A 19,531-nucleotide genomic window follows, 5' to 3' on the forward strand; every position below is an offset into this window, starting at 1 on the left:
CATTCTGACATAGTGTTTCTTGTATTTGACATAATTCTTTACATACCACTTTTCATCTACTCTTTATACGTTCTGTTGTCTTTCAATGACTCGACTATATGCTCATAGTATCTTGTGTACTTACAAAGGACACACCACTTGGAACATTTCTCTAATTGTAGCTGTATCAGCTACCGGAATTACACAAAAATGATTTGTGATCCTAGATCTTTGATATAAACAACGAAGTCTATTATGAAAGATTTCTTTTGAGCCTTAAATTGTTGATAGTAAAAATTAATAGTAATGGCTATCTTATTATTTTGTGAGTGAAAACGGATATATAACAAAAAAAGAAATAATAGAGGAGTTACTGTATAAAGATCGGAATTTCTTCTCAAGCAATAATCCGGAATTTAACATTTTCAAGTATACTGCATTTTTTGCTGTCCTGACATTTACCTTTCAATTCATCATCGTTATAATAAATAGTTTTCGCGGTTTTGGTTATCTGGCATATTCCCACTCCCTTGTGTTTGAATTGAGCATTATCTTTATTATTGCCCTAATAGAGCTTTATTATGGGCTCACTCATGCTATGAGAAAGTCTTATCACAACGGAAAGGGTGTTTATCTGAGGTTATATAAGTGTATGAGCTGTGATTTTACATCTTATTCTGAATTCTATTCAAACCTTCACATAGTCTCGCACCCAGACCACACATTGAAGGATAACCAGATTTTGATTAAATACGAAAATTTTAACTATAGACCATGGTTTTTGAGAATTTCAGTTATTAGTAGGCGTAATAGGATTGATAAAAACTCTGATCGTGAGTTTGCCGTTCAAGGTGAATCTGACTTGAGGAACAGCGAAGAAATAAAAGGTAGCAAATGGGATTTGGTTCGCCTCATAGGCGTTATACTGTTGATATCTATTATACCAGTTTATCTATATTGGGTATACTCTCTATATAGGTCGCCAGAAATCGTTATAGTATCCCTAATCATTTTTGGTACTGGTTTAATGATTCGGTCTTACATACAGATTGCACTTATGAATGAAGATATCAAAAATGTATATTTATTCAAGGTAGAACTAGTAGATCAGGAAGAAAAAGGAAATCCTTATATAATATTCAAATACGTCAAAATGGCTCCTTCGTACTGGGAATGGGTTGAAAAGAAGTCAGAAATGGAACCTATTGAGGTGCAAGATGGAGAATTATATATTGTCGACAAGATTGTCCTAAATAAATTCGCAGAGATTATTGAAGTAAGTCATGAATAATCATAAGGTCTCTCTACGCTAGCTTTTTTGAGACTTAAATGCCTTTGAATTCCCATCTTTAATAAAAGTCTATAACAGCACACCACGCAAAGCTTCTCTCTCTATCTCCGAGGTAATCACAACATAGTTTTGACGCATGGTTATGGTTTATTATACCGGGGTAAGACCAATTAAAAATTATAAGGAAAATGCGAAATAAGGCAATTTTACAGGGATTTAATTTTATAATACGGCTTTATATAAAAGAAATAAGTGAGTTAAAATGTCTTAAAGGTAATATAACACGTGGTTTGGAAAATATTTATCGTTAAAGTTCACCCGGTCCTTCATCCCCATCATCTTCAGGGAATGTTATTCTTGCCTCTTGGGAACTCAATTTAAAACAGCGATTTTAAAAGGTATTCTTAATCTTCTGTTTTCCCAGGTGGCTAAAATCAAAACCGGTCAGTATTTCATACCGAATTTCTGATATATCTGAAACTATGGTTTTTTTGAGTTCTTCCCAGATATTCCGTTTCTGTTCTTCCATTTCACGGTCTAATATTTCCATATACTGGTTATCTTTTGTATTCATGAATTTGCCCAGTTTTCCCCAGTAATTCTTATGGTATTTCAGGTATAATCCCAGTTCATGTTCTGAATATTTGTAAAGGTGGGATGGCACTGCAAAACATGGCACCGGTTTAGATCCTCTAACCCTTATCAATGTATAATACGATAGGTATGAGTCATCTTTCCTCTTAATTTTAAATTTTTCCAATTGATTCAGTGTCATTCATAGCACCTTGATTTTCCGTATTGCCGCCTATCCCTATTTTTTTAAACCATTCTTGCATACACATATACCAATCTAAGCCCTGAAAACCATTAAAATTCTGGTATTTTAATTTTTTAAAAATACGGTATTAATCATTGCTCACACCCCCTATTTTACGAATAAATCTTATTCCGTATGGTTCCTGGATAGAAGAATAGTCAAAGCCGAAACCTTTCATTATCTCTTTTAAATGGATAAAGCGCTCCAGTGAAAGTTTAGTTGGGTGGATATATAGCTGGAAATATTTCTTGTCAAATGAGGAGCCAGTATTGCCATCCAGTATAAATTTCTCAGTAGATAATTTCCTCCTTATTGCATCGATAAGTTCTTTAGTTATCTCAGCATTGAATTTTTCTGGAAGAACATTAACGGGTTCTGCGTCTCCTCTCATTTCCTTGCTAGTAGAAAAATCACTCTGGACATCGGAAATCGCGGTTTTACCATCCAATGCTGGACGATTAGGACTATTAGGACGATTATTATGGAAGGTGCCCTCTTTTTTTTCATTATTTTCTTTCTCTTCATTTTTTTTTATGTGGAGTTCCCCGTTGTTCGTCCTGTTCGTCCTGTTCGTCCACGATTGCTTGCTGAGCCTTAAAAATACTGGATAAAATTGCTTTCATGTATTCTGGGTCATATCTGGATTTCAATTCATTGAGCTTTTTGTCATCTGGAATCCTAACAACGGATATTTTCTTCTTGTACGTTTCCATCCGGTCCTGTGTTTTGCGTGTGAATTCTACCCTTGGCCTGTCTGTCTTGATGCCCAGTGCTGACAGGATTCTCCCTGCTCTCTGTTTATAGTTCTCTCCAATATCCTCATAGATTGAAGTAAGATATATCCCCGTATGTGCTTTCCCATTTATTGTATATTCGCACTGATCCTCGCCTGAATCAATCTTGCTGAGGACTGTTTCAGCTATAATGCCGTTGGGAGTCCCCCTCGCAACCTCAACATTTCTTATGATCTGATCTTCCAGAACCTTCGTGATTTCGGGTTTGATTTCCGGAATTATCTCGATTAGATCTTCGAAAAATGATATAACTTCGAAAAGCCGGGGCTCTGTCTTGTCTTCATATTTCTTAAGGAATTCACTTGGCTGCACATTATTTATTTTATCGTGCCAGTTTATACGGAATTGCAGCAACTTGCTTCTGAGTTCCCGGGCCTTTGCTATGTATGCCTCGTATATTTTCCCTTTGATTTTGCGTGGTATGTCCTCACGGTTCAATGGATAATCCATGTTGATCTGCAAGCTTTTTGATTCTATTGCATCGTCCTTGAATGGCTCTCTTCCTGCAAGTAACATAGGGCCGTAGATAGAGTAACCAATGATGGAGCTGAACCCCGACTGTATCTCGGTGCTTGCGTTGAGCACTATAGAATTTCTGTTGTATTTCGCGTTGATTATTGCTGAAGTTTCCTGGTCCATCTGTCCCTTCTCATCAACAAACAATATTACTTTGTAGAGTTCGGAAACACGCTTCAAAGGCGCTGACTTAATATCTATGGCATAAAAGCCGTATGGGGTTAACTCACACAGGACAGTCAGCAGGCGGGATTTCCCTTTGCCGTATGGGGCAATCATGTGCACGAACGGGAAGGAGGAATCCTTGAGAGCATCAAAAAGGATAGCTTTGAGCGTGTAAAGGGAGAGAACAATCTCGTCATCTGGCCTTAGTTCTACGTAAGTGTGAATGAACCCTCTTATCTCATTGAAGAGCCCGTATTCCGAATCGTATCTTTGGGGTTTTCCTGGAAATTTGACTGGTTCTGTTTCCTCTTCCTGAAGTATTCTATCCTTTTTTGTTTGAGCTATCTGCGGAGCCGGCACTACAGTGTACTCCTTTTCAGGATCTTCAGGATCCGGAACCTCAACACTATCCACAACCTCGAAGGAACTATATCTATACTTCAGGAACCTGAACTGCCCATCGTCTGAAAACTCGGCATAATGGAAACCGTCAAGGTTAAAGCGTGTTTTATAAATGGCACTCATGTTTTCCTGTTTTTCCTTATCACTTTTCTTGCTTGGTGTGAAGTTGATAACCTCAAGATAGAGGTTCGCACCCAGTTGTGCCTTGTATTTCCTTAGAATAGTTTTCGCGGTTTTCAATTCTTCATAGGTCAAGGTCTCTTTGTTGGCTAGTGCATGCCCCAGTTCCGTGTCGATTTTGTTGAAGCCCTTTCCGTTTTCCTCGAAAGCGTGATCCGTATCCATGCCCGCAAGAAGCTTTAAGCCCCTCGCAATAGGATTTTCCCTCATTTCACCTTCTTTGAATTTCCTTTTGGCATCCTCTGCTGTATCTTTGTTATCTTTGCTTGCCATTTTATGCAGTCCCTAAGGCTTTTGCAAGTTTTTCATAGCTTAACGCGTATCTGTTATGGGCTGCAGCTATCACTTGCCAAAACAAATCTCCCTTTATCTTTCCAGGAACCGATTCCTCGCATCCAAAAACCCCCGTGGAAACGGCTATCCACTGAAGAGGCCCTCCGCCTGTGCCATGCCGGAAACAATACCATTCGTTTAACTCGAAATCAACAACAAAATTATTTCCAGTTGCGCTTCCATGTATTGGATGTGGCCCCTGATATTTTGATCCACTTTGCTTAAAACCGGAAACATTAATCAGGTCTTTCATTGTAAGGGAATAGGGGTTTAACGGCTGTTTATATTCCGGTTTTGAATCGTTTTTTGACAGCTTTTCTTTGCCTTTGATATAAGGTTTGAATACCTCTAACAATTCAGATTTGGTTACAACGACAGGGGGGACTAAATGTAAATATATACTTCCGTATATGTTGCCATTCGGGTGTATAGAACCCGGCCCAAGATTCTGGCCACCTTTCCCCCTTATATAAGCCCCATCTATTAACGGAATATTGCCTACCGGTTCATCCTTGATTAAAAATAGATCACAAAAATGCCCTGGTGTTCCAGTATTAAATCTTGCAGTGTCCCCCAGAGATAGTGCCGCATTTCTTATTTTTTCATTGTCCTCGTCAATTCCAATAGACATGCCTGCCGGGTGCATCAACCCCCAGTTGCCTCCTTTTAGAAGATAGTTATGTATCTTTTCGGATGACGCCGGATAATTACAGGAACTCTGCCAGGCGTGTTCAAATGGAATTTTATCATGTGGCGATACAAGTATGGCCCTTATTCTTGGATAAGCCGTTAAAAAGTTTATTGCCTCTCTGGCAATTTCAATCCTTTCAGAGGTAGAAATGTTTTTACCCTCGTTCTCATTATTCTTATTAGTAATAATGGAACTGCCTTTATAACTAGCAGTAAAATTTTTCATTTCTGAGTGACCTCCATTGCTAAGAGTTTGTCCCATGTCCCCAGCTTAGATATTAACTCAGTACTATCCATAGTGTCGGGTTTTGACAGAATCAGCGATTTTACAGGTTCTGGGAGTTTGAGGGCTTTGTACTTCAATTGTACAATGGACACTTGGGTCATTTGGACTCCCCCAGCTCTATTGTGATACCTGCTAATATCGGTGATTTCATTTTTTATCGCCTTCCAACTTTTCCAGCTCTTTCATGGATGCAATCCGTGCAAAGTCCGAGACAGAATTATATGCCTCATTCTTTGCTACAAATTTCTGGATCTCATCGAATAATGACGCGGGAATTTTAATGTCTTTCCAGACTTTCATATTCTGCACCTCTTGTTAGACATATATGTCTAAATACTTTTTTGATTATAAATATTTCGCCATATATGTCTAATATCTTTTTTATACTCTTATAATATGAGACATTCATGGCGAAAACGTATAAAGATGTGAAAATTCCAGAAGAACTGTTTTTTAACATTAAGAATTTTATAGAAAAGTATTCAGAATTAGGCTTCAGGTCTGTTTCAGAATTTGTCAATTCTTCCGCACGGAATGAAATGGAACGGATTGAAGACAGAAAACGTGACGAATAATTCATTATTCTTCCCTCCCGGGGCCAGTAACCGATAAAGAGAAGCTGGTAGGAAGAATAATACAGAAATCCCCATCCGTGCAGATGTTGACTATTAATGAGTTCATAGAAAGGGCAATTTTCTTTAAATACTATTTCATGTTAAAATAAAGGACTTGATTATGTTAATAATGGAATACGGACAGACCCATTTATAAACATAAGAGATATACAACAAAAAGTTTTTGTGATTTTTAACAGGAGCACTAAATCAGAATATAATGCGGAGAGTGGGATTTGAACCCACGAATCCCTGCGGAAATGGACCCTGAATCCATCGCCTTTGTCCTAGCTCGGCAATCTCCGCTTCCTCATAGCCACAGTTTCATTATGGACCATTTTCAGGATAGCTGGATATTTATTTTTTCCTAATAACTTTATCTTTTTTATGCTTGATTCGAGGCTTATCATATTACCCGGGCTTACTATGGTATGCTTATTTATTGCATACCCGAGTTTTTCATTATTGTAAACTACATATCCCGTATCATCAATTTTTCCCATCAGAAGCGATTTTGCTACCCCAATTGTAGCCCTGCCAAGCACAACACCGGCAAATGTTGCCAATCCACACTTTCTGGGGTGTAGCAATCCATTGGCATCAATCAACAGCAATGCATCAACATTCACGGAAAGCTTTTCAATAAACGGGCTTTCTCTGTATCCCAGATAACCGGGTATGTATGGGAAATTAACCTTCATTTCCAGATTTTTTACCATGTATTCACCGGAATCATAGTATACAAGTGCACCGTAACCTGTACGCCCTTCATATGATACGTCTATAGCAGCATAATTTTCTTCATCCCGATCTCCGGCAAAATCGGCCATTGAAGCTATTTTTTCCTGCTCCTCCTGTAATTTTGCCAGCGGGTAATCTGTTTTAAAATCTGAAAAAAACCGTTCATTAAAATTTTCAACCATTCCATTGGAAATTATAATTCCATCCTTTCTCAAACGCCTGGCTTTTTCTTCTACCCCCAAAGCATATTTTCCCATCCTTCTATCGGTGTGTACAACCTTGTAGCATGGTATCCCATCGGGATCTTCATTTATTGACAGCATATATCCAACTGCCCTTGCCGCCCTGATATCTCCAAGAGCTTTTGCAAGTTCCCCATAGGTCGTTATATAACCTTCAGGTATCTGCTTAACAAGGCCATAGAAATAATCATAGAGGTTAATATGTGTATAATTCATCAAAAACTATACGCAATTACCATATATTATTATTCAGAATAATTTTATTCATTTTATGAATCATTTACTCATAAACTTTAAATTTTATCATTTAATACACCTCCAATGTTCGAGTCATTCTTTTACAAGGTTGGCAGATATGTCAAGAAAAATAAGAAAAAAGTACTGGTATTCTGGATAATATTGTTCCTGCTTATGGCATATCCGGCAACCCTTATATTTAGTGATACTTCATATAACCTTACAAATTCCCTGGTCACAAAAAATTCCCAGTCAAGTAAGGCAAATGATATACTGAGCGCACAATTTAATGGTAGTTCGTCCGATCCATCCATAATTATTGTTTCAAATAATACTCCCATAGATAACCTTACAATAAGCAGGGATATGATGGCGTTCCAGCATTCTATGGATTCATATTTAAAAAGCATAAATGTGGGGTATAATAGTACTACAAGTATTTTTACAGTTGAAAATAAGACACTAATGGGTTATTCAAATAGTACGTATAAGCTGGAAACTGGTACAAACTTCTTGATAGGATATACATTAACAAATCTATCTAAGAACCATAACGTAACCATGGCTGTTGATAATATTACGCAAACCTCTCCCTACAATTCAACCTTTAAAGACTTACTTTTTGAATTAAATTTCACAACTCCTAATGAAATCTACGGGTTTGTGGATAACATTTATAATAATATGACATCCTTTGAAAGTCACCCCTCCTACATGGAAAGTTATGTTGTAAGCCTTGTAAATAGTTCCCAGATATATTTAATAAACAACGCAAAACCTTTAGCTAACCCGCTTATACAGATCAACTCACCCTATTACAGTAATTATTTATACTCATTATATAACAATTCAGGTAAGAATTACAGTGCATTTGTTAGCAATATCATCAACAATACAACATACAACAAATTTCCGGTATTGCCGTCCAGCTATGGCTCATCATCCTTAATGAATCAGAAAAATTCAACACTGATAATGATATTTTCCTATAAGACCAATATTACAGCTGCACAGCAGTCACACATAGATTCAATCGAAAAGACATATAGCTCCAAAATATCATCGAGTTCATTTTATCTCGCAGGGTCTACAGTAGCCAATAACCAGCTGGCCAGTGAATCAATACATGGCATGATTGTGGCTTTGATAATAGGAATAATTGTTTCAATAATAATTGTAGGATTGTTTTTCAGGTCTCCTGTTACCGCCTTCCTTCCGTTCCTTATATTTGTTTTTTCGGCTGTAATATCCGCTGGAATTAACGGGTTGCTATATAAATATATTTTCCACACAACCATATCTTTTATAACACCCACTTTGCTTTTAATATTAATTCTAGGTATAGCTTCAGATTATTCTGTGTATATTCTATCAAGATTCAGATCAGAATTGAGGGCAAAAAACAAAGATGCAATACCTGAATCTTCAAAATGGGCAGGGCATGCGGTATTCACATCAGGTACAACTGTTGCACTTTCATATATTATATTATGGATATCAAATATACCGATATTCAGTGATGCCGGGCTTACCAATGCCATAGCTGCGGTGGTTACGATAATTATTGCAAACACACTGTTAATTGCAATACTTGCACAGTGGGGAAAGAAAACTTACTGGCCTGCAAAAATTAAAGAAAACCAGAAACTTCCATTTGAAAAATCAATGGAAAAAGTTGCACATGTTGCTTTAAATAACAGGAAAAAAATCATAGTAATATTTGTTATAGTGGCACTTGGAGCACTGTTCCTGTATTCCACAACACCAACAAACATGGATGTTTTTGAACTGATTCCTGCAAGCAGTGGTGTCCAGGCAACAAGCGTAATTAACAGTTCCCTGGGATATGACCTGTTTGACCCTGCATACGTAATGGTAAATTTCACATCACCAATTATGACTGTAAATAATACAACCGGGGCTATTACTTTTAATAGTACAGAGTATAATCAAACCCTTGCAATGGAGGATAAACTTGCGGCTTCGCCTTATGTCCACAGCATTTCAGGGCCCGGATATCCATATGAAAAGAAGGTCAATTACACGGATCTTGTATCTTCACTAGTTTATAGCAGTCAGTATCTAAATCAAACTGCCACATATATAGGGCATAACCACAAATCTGTTGAAATTGTAGTGTACCTTTCAAACGTGGCCTGGAGCAATCCTTCAACGAACTATGTAAATAAAATGCCCTCAATAGTCAACGGTTCAGGCAACTATACTGCTTATGTTGGCGGAACTACAGAATATCTGAACAATGCATATTCTTTCACATCCCACTCTTTCAATAATATGGTTCCTTTGCTTGGAATTACAATATTTATCATCCTATTGATACAGCTTGCATCTGCATTAACACCTGTAAGGCTCATCCTTATGGTTATGGCTGCTGTTATGCTGGCACTGTCGCTTACATACATTATCTTCTATTACCTGCTTCACCTGCCTGTTATTATATTCCTTCCATTATTCGTATTCATCACCCTGTTAGCCGTAGGGCTCGATTATGATATTTTCATGATTACCAAAGTCCAGGAAAACATTTCAAAGGGAATGAACACAGCAGAGGCTGTTAAGGATTCCATAGTGGAAAATGGCGGTGTCATAATTACACTGGGCTTACTGTTATTTGCAACATTCGGTGCATTATATTTCAGTGGATTGGGCATAATAGAAGAAATAGGAGTCGGGCTTGCCCTGGGTGTTCTGATAGATACCTTCGTAAGCTGGATGTTTTTTGTCCCTGCGATTATGACAGTAATGGATAAATATAACTGGTGGCCATCAAGGATCGGAAAGGACCTGCCTAAGGAAAAATAATTATACGTTGCGGCACTAAGGTGATATGAAGACATTCCTTAAGGTGATATTCAACAGTGAGGGTACAAAGCCCAGTGAAATAGTAGGTAGATTAAGGTCTCTTGGTTTCTCGCTTATAAAAGGTGAACAGGATATGGTTTACGAGTGGCCTGATTCAGCAACAGCCGACGATGCAATATGGTTTGCGGACAAAATACAGGCAACACTGCAGGGCTTTAACGTTTACTTTGAAATCGAAACTCTGGATTAAAAATTCTGCATCTTTCTATTTCTTAAACGGGATCCTCCTTATTTCACCACAGTAGGGGCAGCGGACCTGTACCATTTTATTTTTCAGTTTGATTCCAGGGTTCTTATATGGCGTTTTGCAATGCTTGCAGTAAGAATGTTTTATGGAAGTATTTACCGAAATATTCATTCTCATCCCTATTTTCTCCATTAATCTTATATATCTTCTTGCCAGTGCAATGTTTTCTGTATTCTCTGCTTCATTGAAAAGTGTCTGCATCCGTTCCTTTGATATGTTTATAAGTACCCGGTCTTTCATTTCTATAAATATTTATTAATCTTATAAATATTGCCGTTTATGATTAAAATTATGGCGCTTGATGTGGATGGGACTATAACGGACCAGAACCGCATTATATGCCCGGAAGCGATAACCAGCATAAAGAAGGGCATAGAAAGCGGATTGCAAATATCACTGATCAGTGGCAATGTTATACCGGTAATGTACGGATTGAAAACATTTCTTGGCATCAACGCCCCGGTATTCGGTGAAAATGGCGGCATAATGTATTATAATGGTTCAATAGAGAAATTTTTTGACAAAACAAAGCCATTAGAATTCCTTGAATACATATCCAGCAGGTCATTAGCCACTCCATATTTCACAAACCAGTGGCGGGAAACATCTGCTGCATTTTCAATGGACCCGGGAAATGAAGCCATTGTATCTAAAGAAGCAGAAAAATGGAATCTGGAAATTGTAAATAGCAAGTTTACCTGGCATATAATGAATCCCGGTCAGAACAAAGGGTATGCAGTGGAAATTTTAAAGAAAATGTTTAACGCTAACTGGGATGAAATTCTGGTTGTCGGTGATTCTGATAATGATAATGCCATGTTCACCCTTCCTGTTAAAAAGGCATGCCCGGATAATGCAACAGATTCTTTAAAATCTATTAGCGATTATGTATCCCCCGAATCATATGGGTATGAAATAGGCGATGTAATGGCAAAATTCAATATTATCTGATATGGAATAAAAGGCGTTTAACCCATTATCTATGCTGCATTCAACCAGACAGGAAATATTTATATAAATCCAGCCTTAGGATTTGTCCACGGCAGGTTTTAAATATTTTCCCATCCTATCCGCTACCAGTTCACCATTATCTATAACTGTTTCACCACGCATAACTACAATTGACGGGAAAATGCCATTAAATCCATTAAATGGCGACCCCGGAGTTTTTGAGTGGAGCCTGTAATCATTTATCCTTTCCATGCTAGAAAAATCAATTGACATGAAATCAGCATAATTGCCCTTTTTTATTTCTCCCTTTTTGAGATTAAACAGCAGGGCCGGATTCAATATGCATGTTTTATAAAATATATCGAATGGCAGTATCTTTTTCTGTACAAGGGCTAGCATAAGCGGAATCCTGGTTTCAACACCGATTATCCCGGCTTTAGAATATTCAAAATCAACCTTGTCATTCTGTATGTGCGGTGCATGGTCTGAGGAAACAATGTTAAATTTTCCAGAGATTAAGCCATTCAGGAGTTCTTTCTGTGTTTCCCTTGATCTCAGCGGCGGATTTACCTTCCCATATGCCCCTAGAGGCATATCATAATTGAGAAGAAGGTGGTGTGGTGTTACTTCCTTAACATAAGCTGTGGTGAAATCATGGGTCAGATGTGTAATAACGCCCTTAGAAAATTTCATGTTCCCTGCTTTGTCTATTGCAAGGTCTTCACATTCTGGGGGCCTTGTGGCTGAATATTCTTTCAGGTTCTTTGCTATCCCGGAATGTTTTTCCAGGCATTTTCCATCTTCAGCATGAAACAGCACTGGAATATTCATATTATTTATCTTCTGTATTCCTTTCTCCGTAAAATCAACAGTACCGGGGGCATTTGTTGTTTCGCCCATGTAGATTTTTATCCCTGAAGATTCACTGCTTATAATATCTGCATTGGTGCCCGTAAACATGGAATACAATCCAAAGTCGCAGAAGGCCTTTCTTCTTACTATGGCAAGCTTGTCACTATAAGCTGCATAATTATCTATTTTCCTTCTGTTGTTTGGCATATCAAAAATAGTGGTTGTCCCACCAAATAAAGCTGAAATGCTTCCGGTCGAAAAGTCTTCCTTTTCTGTTTCCCCGGGGTCTCTGAAATGTACATGCGTATCTGTTCCGGCAGGAATAATAGCATTCTTCAGAATCTTTCTTTCATGGTTTATATGTTTTTTAATATCTGTTATTATTCCACTCTCAACACCAATGTCCAGTTCCTGAAAGGAACCCTGGAAAAAAAATTTGCCGGAAAATACATTATCATACATAGGAAGGTATAATTGGCAAATTAAAATAGATTGCCATTTTAATCGAAATTGTTATATTAATAAATAAAATGGGCAACAATGAAAGAAAGAAAGATATTTGATTATGTGAGGAACGTTGATTCTGTACTCATAATGAATGGCGGAGAAAATCAGGTCGATAAAACATTTTTTTACCTTACGGGAGCCAAATCAGGGATATTCGAAGGTTCATTACTTCACGTAAAGCCAGAAAAAGTTACGATAATAACATCAGCCCTTGAGGAAGAAGCCGCAAAGGAGACCGGATTTGAAGTGCTTATCTATAATACAACAGCAGAAAAAAATGAAATAATCAAAAATGCATTTAAAAATGATGTCAATGTGGGGCTTAATTATTCTGCACTTACCTTAGACCTCTATAAGCAATTAATGAAAATTATACCAGACAAGGAATTTATAGATGTTTCACAATCCATTGCTGAGTCAAGAAAAATTAAGGACGAATCAGAATTAAAGGATCTCAGGGAGGCAGCAAAAATAGCCAGTGATTCATTTGAAGACTTTACAAAGACACTGAAGGAAGGCATGACAGAGTCTGAGCTTGCAGCGAATATAGTTTATGCAATGATGAAAAACGGTGCCTCAGGGGAATCATTTAGCACTATTGTGGCTTTCGGGAAAAATTCCGCTATACCTCACTATATGCCAGGCAATGCAAAATTAAAGAAAAATGATTTTGTTTTAACCGATTACGGGGCATTGTACCACAGATATTGCTCGGATACAACAAGGACAGTGGTTTTTGGAAGGGCTGATGAAAAGCAGAAGGATATTTACGAAACGGTAAAAAGAGCCCAGCAGGAGAGCAAAAATGCATTGAAGGCAGGAGTAAATGGAAAGGATATAGACATGATTGCAAGAAAAATAATAGACGAAAAATATCCTGGCAGATTTATACATGGCCTCGGGCACGGTGTAGGCATGGATGTCCACGACCACCCTGCACTATCCCCATCATCCGATTTCATACTGAAAGCAAATATGGTTATTACAGACGAGCCTGGAATTTATATACCGGGATTCGGCGGCGTAAGGATTGAAGATGACCTGATAATAAAGGATGGCGGCCATGAGGAAATAACAACTGCACCCAGGGAACTGCTGGAATTATAAAATGATAACATCAAATTTTTTTGTTGATTTTAAACTCATCGAAAATGTTGATGCAATAGATGGCATAGTAAACTCCCTCGTTCCTGAGAACCGCAGTTCGGTAAGGGAAGCATTTGAGTACCTGAATGGGGTCGTACGGAAATACGCGGATAATGAGGGCTATAATATTACAATGGGGAAGAATGCATTTGCCATTGCAATGTGGATGCTCCGTTACATAAATGAACCTGGAATGACATCAAGATTCGCCATTACCCAGAGGGATGTATTTGAAAGGGAACTCAACAGGATTTCAAAGGAAGACAATGAAAATATTATATTTTACTGTGACAGTGCAGGGATAGAAGCAACGGTGGATGGAAATACATTTCATATCCCATTCGATTTCTTTATTAAAAACAACAAAAAAATTTCAGGATATAAATACAGGTTAGTATATCAGAAGCTAAGCAGGGGGACTATCTATTTAAGCAAAAATCAGTTTATACACCTTCTAAGGGAAGATTTTGTACAGAAACTGATGGATGTTTATAGCAGGATGGGCCCGGGTGATTCCCAGAATATCTTCCGGAAGTTTATAGGGGACCTTGAGAAAATAAAGAAGGATTTCCTGGAAATAAAGTCTAAAAACACAATATCACTGGGAGAAGTTGATTTTACAATGTTCCCTCCATGCATAAAAACATATATTACGCAGATGCGGGACGGAGAAAACCTTGCCCATCTTGCCAGGTTTACACTTGCCAGCTTCCTCCACAGCGCGGGGATGAGCAATGAAAATATGTTAAATTTATTTAAATTTGCCCCTGATTATAAGGAGGATCTCGCAACATACCAGGTTAACCATATTACAGGTGTAATATCAGGTACAGAGTATTCGCCGCCCAAGTGTTCCACCCTGAGGTCTAACCATCTCTGCTACATGGGTGATGATCCATTGTGTGCAAGAATAAAGCATCCCATGCAGTATTATGAAGCCAAAAAGAAAAGTTCAGGAAACTATAGAAAAAAATAATCTACAATTTCTCATTGATAATTTTTATTATTGTTGATTTTTTAATATCAGCATCAATTACAAACATTTTTGAATCCTCATATGGAATTCTTGAATAATGGGCATCTCTCACTTCATATTTGAGATTCATAGTTCTTAATATCTGCTCCAGCTTATCATCGGAATAATTTTTTGCCCTTTCCCTGCTGATCCTCCGCCCGTATTTTCTTGATATGGCGGGGTTAAAATACTGTGAATAAAGTGTTATCATTTTACTAATACTGCATTGATAATTCCACTCTGCCCGGGCCTTGATGTAATTCTGGCATTTCCTTCTTCTGTAGATATTATCGTGCCTTTATTCATTATATTTCTCTGTACATAATGGGGATCAGCATTGTTTTCTTTTACAGTTAATATTTTCAGCTTCTTTGTGGTTTTGTCTTCCGGGTTGTATATGTTTGCAAACTGCTCTTTCAGCAATAGCAATTTCCTGTTGCCACCCATTGTCCTGAGGCTCCTGCGTTCTGTCTCACCGATTCTGGTGAATGAGGGTTCCCTGCCGAGTTCATACCTTCTCTTTGAATGCTCCCTCCTTAACTTTCCTCCTGTAAACTTCTTTGTACTTTTACCCTGATAAATTGTCATATCATCCCTTATTTATTGTAATTATATAAGTTTATTTATGTATTATACGGCTCAACCAATCATTAACCGTTTATCATCTACAGAAGCAGGAATATTATAATTCCATGGATATACAAAAAATAAAAATAAACAGACGTAATTATATTTTACTGTGAACAGATATTCAATTATATTTAAAAACATCAAAAGTGTATGGTATCTTATCATTGTTGTAATAGGAGCATCACTTGCATATGCCTATCTCCGGCTGCTTGTTCCACTATATATTGGAGATGCTGTCAACAACCTGGTTGGAAAAAACTATATTATTATCCTCCATTTTGCCCTTCTTATTTTTGGTGTAACGGTGGCATCATCTATATTTGATTTTGCCATTGATTACTATGCAAATAAGGCAAGCCAGAAATTTGTTTACAATCTCAGAAAAAATGAATTTTCACATTTGCTGGCAAAAAATTATGAATATTTTAATAGCAATTCTACAGGCAATATACTTTCAAAATTTACCATGGATATAGAAACACTGAGGAGGCTGGTAAATATGTCACTTTCTAACCTTTTCAGTGTAACATTCCTTATTATAATAGCAGGCATTGACCTTACCAGGTTATATTACGGATTTACAGTAATATTTTTCGTGGTTATAGCACCAATAATTTATTTTACCCTGGTTATGCAGAGGAAGCAAAGAAAGTACTGGCGTGCCCTGAGGGACAAATACGGGACAATGAACAACCTGATCAACCAGAATATTATCGGAAACAGGGTTGTCAGAAGCTTCACTGCGGAAGAGGAGGAAATTAAAAGATTTAATAACTCCACTGATTCATATTTCGATGATTATAAGGGAATAGCAGGCGTAAGGTCTCTGTATAACCCACTTCTTGCACTCTTTTTAAGCCTTGCAATAGGATTTGTTTTAATATATGGCGGAATAGAAAGCATTGATTCCATCATCTCAGTTGGGAGTGTCATTGCAGCGGTAAATATATTTACACTGGTTCTCCGCCCTGTGAGGTTTTATGGGCGTTATATCTCATTCTATGAAAATGGCATGGCAAGCCTCGATAGAATTAACGCAATAAACAATGATAACTCTGACTATAAAGGTACATTGATCCCGGAGGTGCATGGAAGAATAAGCCTGGAAAATCTCGGCTATAAGAGCAATAATTCAACTATTTTAACCGGCATTAATATGGATATAGCTCCAGGCGAAAGGGTAGCCATTGTTGGAGAGACCGGTGCTGGAAAAACCACACTGGTAAATATTATTTCGGGGTTATACAAGAACTATACAGGCCACGCATACCTGGACGGAACAGAGTTAAAGGAAATAGATGATAAGCTGATAAGGGAAAAAATTGGCATAGTATCACAGGATGCAATACTGTTTTCAGGGACTATCAGGTATAATATAACAATGGGAAAGGATTATACTGATGACCAGGTAAGGAATGCAGCAAAACTTTCCATGCTTGATGATTTCATTGACAGCCTTCCGTCAGGTTATGATACGCCGGTTGGTGAGAGGGGAATAACACTCTCCGGAGGGCAAAAACAGAGGATGGCTATTGCCAGGATAATAATCAGGAATCCACAGATTATTATATTTGACGATTCCACATCAAATCTGGATGCGGACACAGAGACAAGGTTTTTGAATACAATTCAAGGATTCATCGCAGGAAAAACCACCATAATAATAAGCCATAAAATCTCATCTGTAATGCTGGCTGAAAGGGCATATGTTATTGAAAAGGGAAGGGTTACTGAATATGGCTATATTAAGGACTTGATAAAGAGCAATGGCTCTTTCTCCGATATATTTGCCGGTAAGTTCAGGGGTGATGCGATTGAATAATTATTTTATCAGGCTTTTAAAAGAGATACTTGCATATAAAAGGAATTCCACAATAATTATTTCCGCCATACTGGCGTCATCTGTAATAGCAATGATCGGGCCTTACATAATAGGTATAGCTACAGATTCTATTATAGCCCTGAAATTTAAAATACTTATAATTCTGGCGGTACTATATCTTGGCATTTATATAATAAATTATATAGCAGAAAACAGGCGGACTAAATACATGATGAATACATCCCAGGCCGTAATAAAGGGGCTCAGAGACAGGGCATTCAGGAATCTTCAGTACGTACCATTAAAATACTATGCAGGCAAGAATGCCGGGCAGATTATAAGCAGGATAACCAATGATGCTGAAACACTTTCAGATTTTCTTACATTCCAGCTTCCACAGGTAGTTGCAGGCATAGCTGGAATTATAGCTTCCATATTTATTATGATCTACCTTGACCCACTACTTACAGTATACGCTGTTATTATTATCCCGATGCTGCTTGCAACTGTATTTCTTATGAATAAAAGAATTAAATTCAATTACATGAATGTGAGGAGAAGGATAGCAGAGCTTACAGGCAATGTAGGAGAATCTATTAACGGGGTAAAAGCAATAAAAAGCTCCGGAACAGAAGATGTTTTCAATGATAATTTTGAAACTGTCAACTCAAATAATTATGAAGCCAATATACGCGCAGTGCGGCTTACCTCACTGTTTTCAAGCATAGTCCAGATTATAGAGGGGTTAGGGATAATGATAGTACTCTATGAAGGTGGTGCAGAGGTTTTTGGCAGGGTTATAAGTATTGGAATCCTTGTATCCTTTATTGTCTATGTCCAGAGCTTTTTCAACCCTATTGTCCAACTGTCCCAGTTCTATAATTCATACCAGTCTTCCTCCATAGCAATAGAGAGAATTTACCGCATAATAGATGAAGAAAATGATTATACAACCAACGGTTCTAACATACCTGCATTCACGGACAAGCTCAAATTCAACAATGTCACATTTTCCTATGGGAAAGAGAGGATAATAGACAATCTTTCCATGGTTATTGAAAAAGGCAAGAGGATAGCAATAATAGGAAAAACAGGCGCAGGAAAAACCACCATATCAAATCTTATATTGAATTTTTACAAACCTGACACCGGAACAATAACCATGGATGGGGTGGATATAAATAACTTTAATACCATGGAATACAGAAAGCTTTTTGGGGTAATTTTGCAGGATCCGTTCCTATTCGATGGAACTATACTTGAAAATATAAGATTTGCAGATTATTCCATTCCGGAAGAGGAAATAAAAGAAAAAATCTCCAGCCTCGGGCTTGACAGCATTATCGGGCCTCTGGGGTTATATGCTAATGTAGGTGAACGTGGGTCCAATCTTTCCGAAGGGCAAAGGCAGGCAGTTTCAATATTAAGGGCAGCTGTTAATAACCCGCAGATCATAATAATGGATGAGGCCACATCACAGCTGGATATGAAAAATGAATCTATAATTCAGAGTGCAATATTCAAATTTATGGAGGGAAAAACTATAATTATCATAGCACACCATCTCCAGACTATAATACATTCTGATTATATATATTACATAGACAGGGGCAAAACGCTGGAAGAGGGCGAACCTGACATGTTAATGGGTGAAGGGACGAGATTCTATGATCTTTACATAAAAAATAAATTACTGATTTAATCCACCTCTTTATGCTCCGGGGAGGGTATTTTTACCAGCTTTCCCTTTACTTTATCCGGGTCATAGCGTTTGTCAAGTTCTGTCATTTTCTGCCTGTAGGCTTCCTCAAGGTTAAAATGCAGGTGATCTGCAATGGCAAAGCATGAAAACAATATATCCGAGACTTCATTTTTTATCATTTCCAGTGATTTATTGTCCTTGCCATTCAATATGTTATTTTCAAATTCCTTATCCCTCCATAATAAAATTTCCAAAAGTTCATTGGATTCTACAGAGCAATTCATTGCAAGGTCTTTTATTGTGTGGAACTTCCTCCAGTCTCTTTTATCTATAAATTCAGAAGCTATGCCTTCCAATTCTTTAATATCTGACATGTTATGGTATTTAATAAATTAATAAATAGTTGACTGAAACCTATTATGATGGATTTATTGTGAGTATTAACCGGTTACCGTTGCTCCCCTAAAGAGTAGACAATATTGTGAGATT

The 19,531-nt window shown here is 37.6% G+C and carries 20 protein-coding genes and 1 tRNA gene; 9 read left to right on the top strand and 12 right to left on the bottom strand.

The window, feature by feature from the left end; genetic code table 11:
• Window positions 1-304: 304 nt before the first annotated feature.
• A complete protein-coding gene (locus FACI_RS06950; protein ID WP_009887426.1) occupies window positions 305-1,270 on the top strand; it encodes a hypothetical protein in 966 nt (321 codons plus the stop codon).
• A 391-nt stretch (window positions 1,271-1,661) separates the two neighbouring features.
• Here FACI_RS06950 and FACI_RS06955 read toward each other — a convergent pair whose 3' ends face one another.
• The 5 genes from FACI_RS06955 to FACI_RS10285 all read right to left on the bottom strand — a co-directional run bounded on the left by FACI_RS06955 (window position 1,662) and on the right by FACI_RS10285 (window position 5,753).
• Window positions 1,662-2,045 (bottom strand): hypothetical protein, encoded by a 384-nt coding sequence (locus FACI_RS06955; protein ID WP_009887427.1) that lies wholly within the window; start codon window positions 2,043-2,045, stop codon window positions 1,662-1,664.
• A gap of 130 nt (window positions 2,046-2,175) precedes the next feature.
• Window positions 2,176-2,535, bottom strand: a complete 360-nt coding sequence (locus tag FACI_RS06960) for a hypothetical protein (RefSeq protein ID WP_048074064.1) — start codon at window positions 2,533-2,535, stop codon at window positions 2,176-2,178.
• Between the two features lie 73 nt (window positions 2,536-2,608).
• A complete protein-coding gene (locus FACI_RS06965) occupies window positions 2,609-4,417 on the bottom strand; it encodes a hypothetical protein (protein ID WP_009887430.1) in 1,809 nt (602 codons plus the stop codon).
• A 1-nt stretch (window position 4,418) separates the two neighbouring features.
• Window positions 4,419-5,429, bottom strand: a complete 1,011-nt coding sequence (locus tag FACI_RS06970) for a bifunctional DNA primase/polymerase (RefSeq protein ID WP_148285740.1) — start codon at window positions 5,427-5,429, stop codon at window positions 4,419-4,421.
• 171 nt (window positions 5,430-5,600) lie between these two features.
• On the bottom strand, window positions 5,601-5,753 hold the full coding sequence (locus FACI_RS10285; RefSeq protein WP_009887433.1) for a hypothetical protein: 153 nt from the start codon (window positions 5,751-5,753) through the stop codon (window positions 5,601-5,603).
• 107 nt (window positions 5,754-5,860) lie between these two features.
• Between FACI_RS10285 and FACI_RS10290 the strand changes: the two genes are divergently transcribed.
• Window positions 5,861-6,028 carry a hypothetical protein gene (locus FACI_RS10290; protein ID WP_009887434.1) on the top strand — a complete coding sequence of 56 codons (168 nt, stop codon included), beginning with the start codon at window positions 5,861-5,863 and terminating at the stop codon, window positions 6,026-6,028.
• Between the two features lie 260 nt (window positions 6,029-6,288).
• Here the strand turns inward: FACI_RS10290 and FACI_RS06975 are convergent.
• Window positions 6,289-6,373: transfer RNA gene (locus FACI_RS06975), tRNA-Leu, on the bottom strand.
• Window positions 6,355-7,266 carry an endonuclease V gene (locus FACI_RS10025; RefSeq protein WP_009887435.1) on the bottom strand — a complete coding sequence of 304 codons (912 nt, stop codon included), beginning with the start codon at window positions 7,264-7,266 and terminating at the stop codon, window positions 6,355-6,357. Before FACI_RS10025 ends, FACI_RS06975 begins: the two co-directional genes overlap by 19 nt.
• Window positions 7,267-7,371: 105 nt before the next feature.
• On the opposite strand from FACI_RS10025, the gene FACI_RS06985 reads away from it, so the two are divergent.
• Both FACI_RS06985 and FACI_RS06990 read left to right on the top strand, forming a co-directional pair.
• Window positions 7,372-10,110, top strand: a complete 2,739-nt coding sequence (locus FACI_RS06985; protein ID WP_009887436.1) for an MMPL family transporter — start codon at window positions 7,372-7,374, stop codon at window positions 10,108-10,110.
• Between the two features lie 25 nt (window positions 10,111-10,135).
• A complete protein-coding gene (locus FACI_RS06990; protein ID WP_009887437.1) occupies window positions 10,136-10,360 on the top strand; it encodes a hypothetical protein in 225 nt (74 codons plus the stop codon).
• A 15-nt stretch (window positions 10,361-10,375) separates the two neighbouring features.
• Here FACI_RS06990 and FACI_RS06995 read toward each other — a convergent pair whose 3' ends face one another.
• Window positions 10,376-10,657, bottom strand: coding sequence for a ribonuclease P protein component 4 (locus tag FACI_RS06995; RefSeq protein ID WP_009887438.1), 282 nt, complete (start codon window positions 10,655-10,657; stop codon window positions 10,376-10,378).
• A 39-nt stretch (window positions 10,658-10,696) separates the two neighbouring features.
• On the opposite strand from FACI_RS06995, the gene FACI_RS07000 reads away from it, so the two are divergent.
• Window positions 10,697-11,368: a phosphoglycolate phosphatase gene (locus FACI_RS07000; protein ID WP_009887439.1), complete on the top strand. Its 672-nt coding sequence runs from the start codon at window positions 10,697-10,699 to the stop codon at window positions 11,366-11,368.
• 75 nt (window positions 11,369-11,443) lie between these two features.
• On the opposite strand, the gene FACI_RS07005 is transcribed toward FACI_RS07000, so the two are convergent.
• On the bottom strand, window positions 11,444-12,682 hold the full coding sequence (locus tag FACI_RS07005) for a dihydroorotase (RefSeq protein WP_009887440.1): 1,239 nt from the start codon (window positions 12,680-12,682) through the stop codon (window positions 11,444-11,446).
• A gap of 78 nt (window positions 12,683-12,760) precedes the next feature.
• Here FACI_RS07005 and FACI_RS07010 point away from each other — a divergent pair, with 78 nt between their 5' ends.
• Both FACI_RS07010 and FACI_RS09835 read left to right on the top strand, forming a co-directional pair.
• Window positions 12,761-13,834: an aminopeptidase P family protein gene (locus FACI_RS07010; RefSeq protein ID WP_009887441.1), complete on the top strand. Its 1,074-nt coding sequence runs from the start codon at window positions 12,761-12,763 to the stop codon at window positions 13,832-13,834.
• Between the two features lies 1 nt (window position 13,835).
• Entirely contained in the window at window positions 13,836-14,849 is a 1,014-nt protein-coding gene (locus FACI_RS09835) for a DNA primase large subunit (protein WP_009887442.1), read from the top strand.
• Between the two features lies 1 nt (window position 14,850).
• On the opposite strand, the gene FACI_RS07020 is transcribed toward FACI_RS09835, so the two are convergent.
• Both FACI_RS07020 and FACI_RS07025 read right to left on the bottom strand, forming a co-directional pair.
• Window positions 14,851-15,099: a signal recognition particle subunit SRP19/SEC65 family protein gene (locus FACI_RS07020; protein WP_009887443.1), complete on the bottom strand. Its 249-nt coding sequence runs from the start codon at window positions 15,097-15,099 to the stop codon at window positions 14,851-14,853.
• Entirely contained in the window at window positions 15,096-15,476 is a 381-nt protein-coding gene (locus FACI_RS07025) for a 30S ribosomal protein S8e (protein WP_009887444.1), read from the bottom strand. The genes FACI_RS07020 and FACI_RS07025 overlap by 4 nt, the downstream gene beginning before the upstream one ends.
• Before the next feature lie 151 nt (window positions 15,477-15,627).
• Here FACI_RS07025 and FACI_RS07030 point away from each other — a divergent pair, with 151 nt between their 5' ends.
• Both FACI_RS07030 and FACI_RS07035 read left to right on the top strand, forming a co-directional pair.
• A complete protein-coding gene (locus FACI_RS07030) occupies window positions 15,628-17,340 on the top strand; it encodes an ABC transporter ATP-binding protein (protein WP_009887445.1) in 1,713 nt (570 codons plus the stop codon).
• Window positions 17,327-19,042, top strand: coding sequence for an ABC transporter ATP-binding protein (locus FACI_RS07035; protein ID WP_373693789.1), 1,716 nt, complete (start codon window positions 17,327-17,329; stop codon window positions 19,040-19,042). Before FACI_RS07030 ends, FACI_RS07035 begins: the two co-directional genes overlap by 14 nt.
• Here the strand turns inward: FACI_RS07035 and FACI_RS07040 are convergent.
• On the bottom strand, window positions 19,039-19,416 hold the full coding sequence (locus FACI_RS07040) for a MazG-like family protein (RefSeq protein ID WP_009887447.1): 378 nt from the start codon (window positions 19,414-19,416) through the stop codon (window positions 19,039-19,041). The genes FACI_RS07035 and FACI_RS07040 overlap by 4 nt on opposite strands.
• Window positions 19,417-19,531 lie beyond the last annotated feature (115 nt).

Origin of the sequence: Ferroplasma acidarmanus Fer1 (genome assembly GCF_000152265.2) — an archaeon.
Lineage (GTDB): Archaea > Thermoplasmatota > Thermoplasmata > Thermoplasmatales > Thermoplasmataceae > Ferroplasma > Ferroplasma acidiphilum.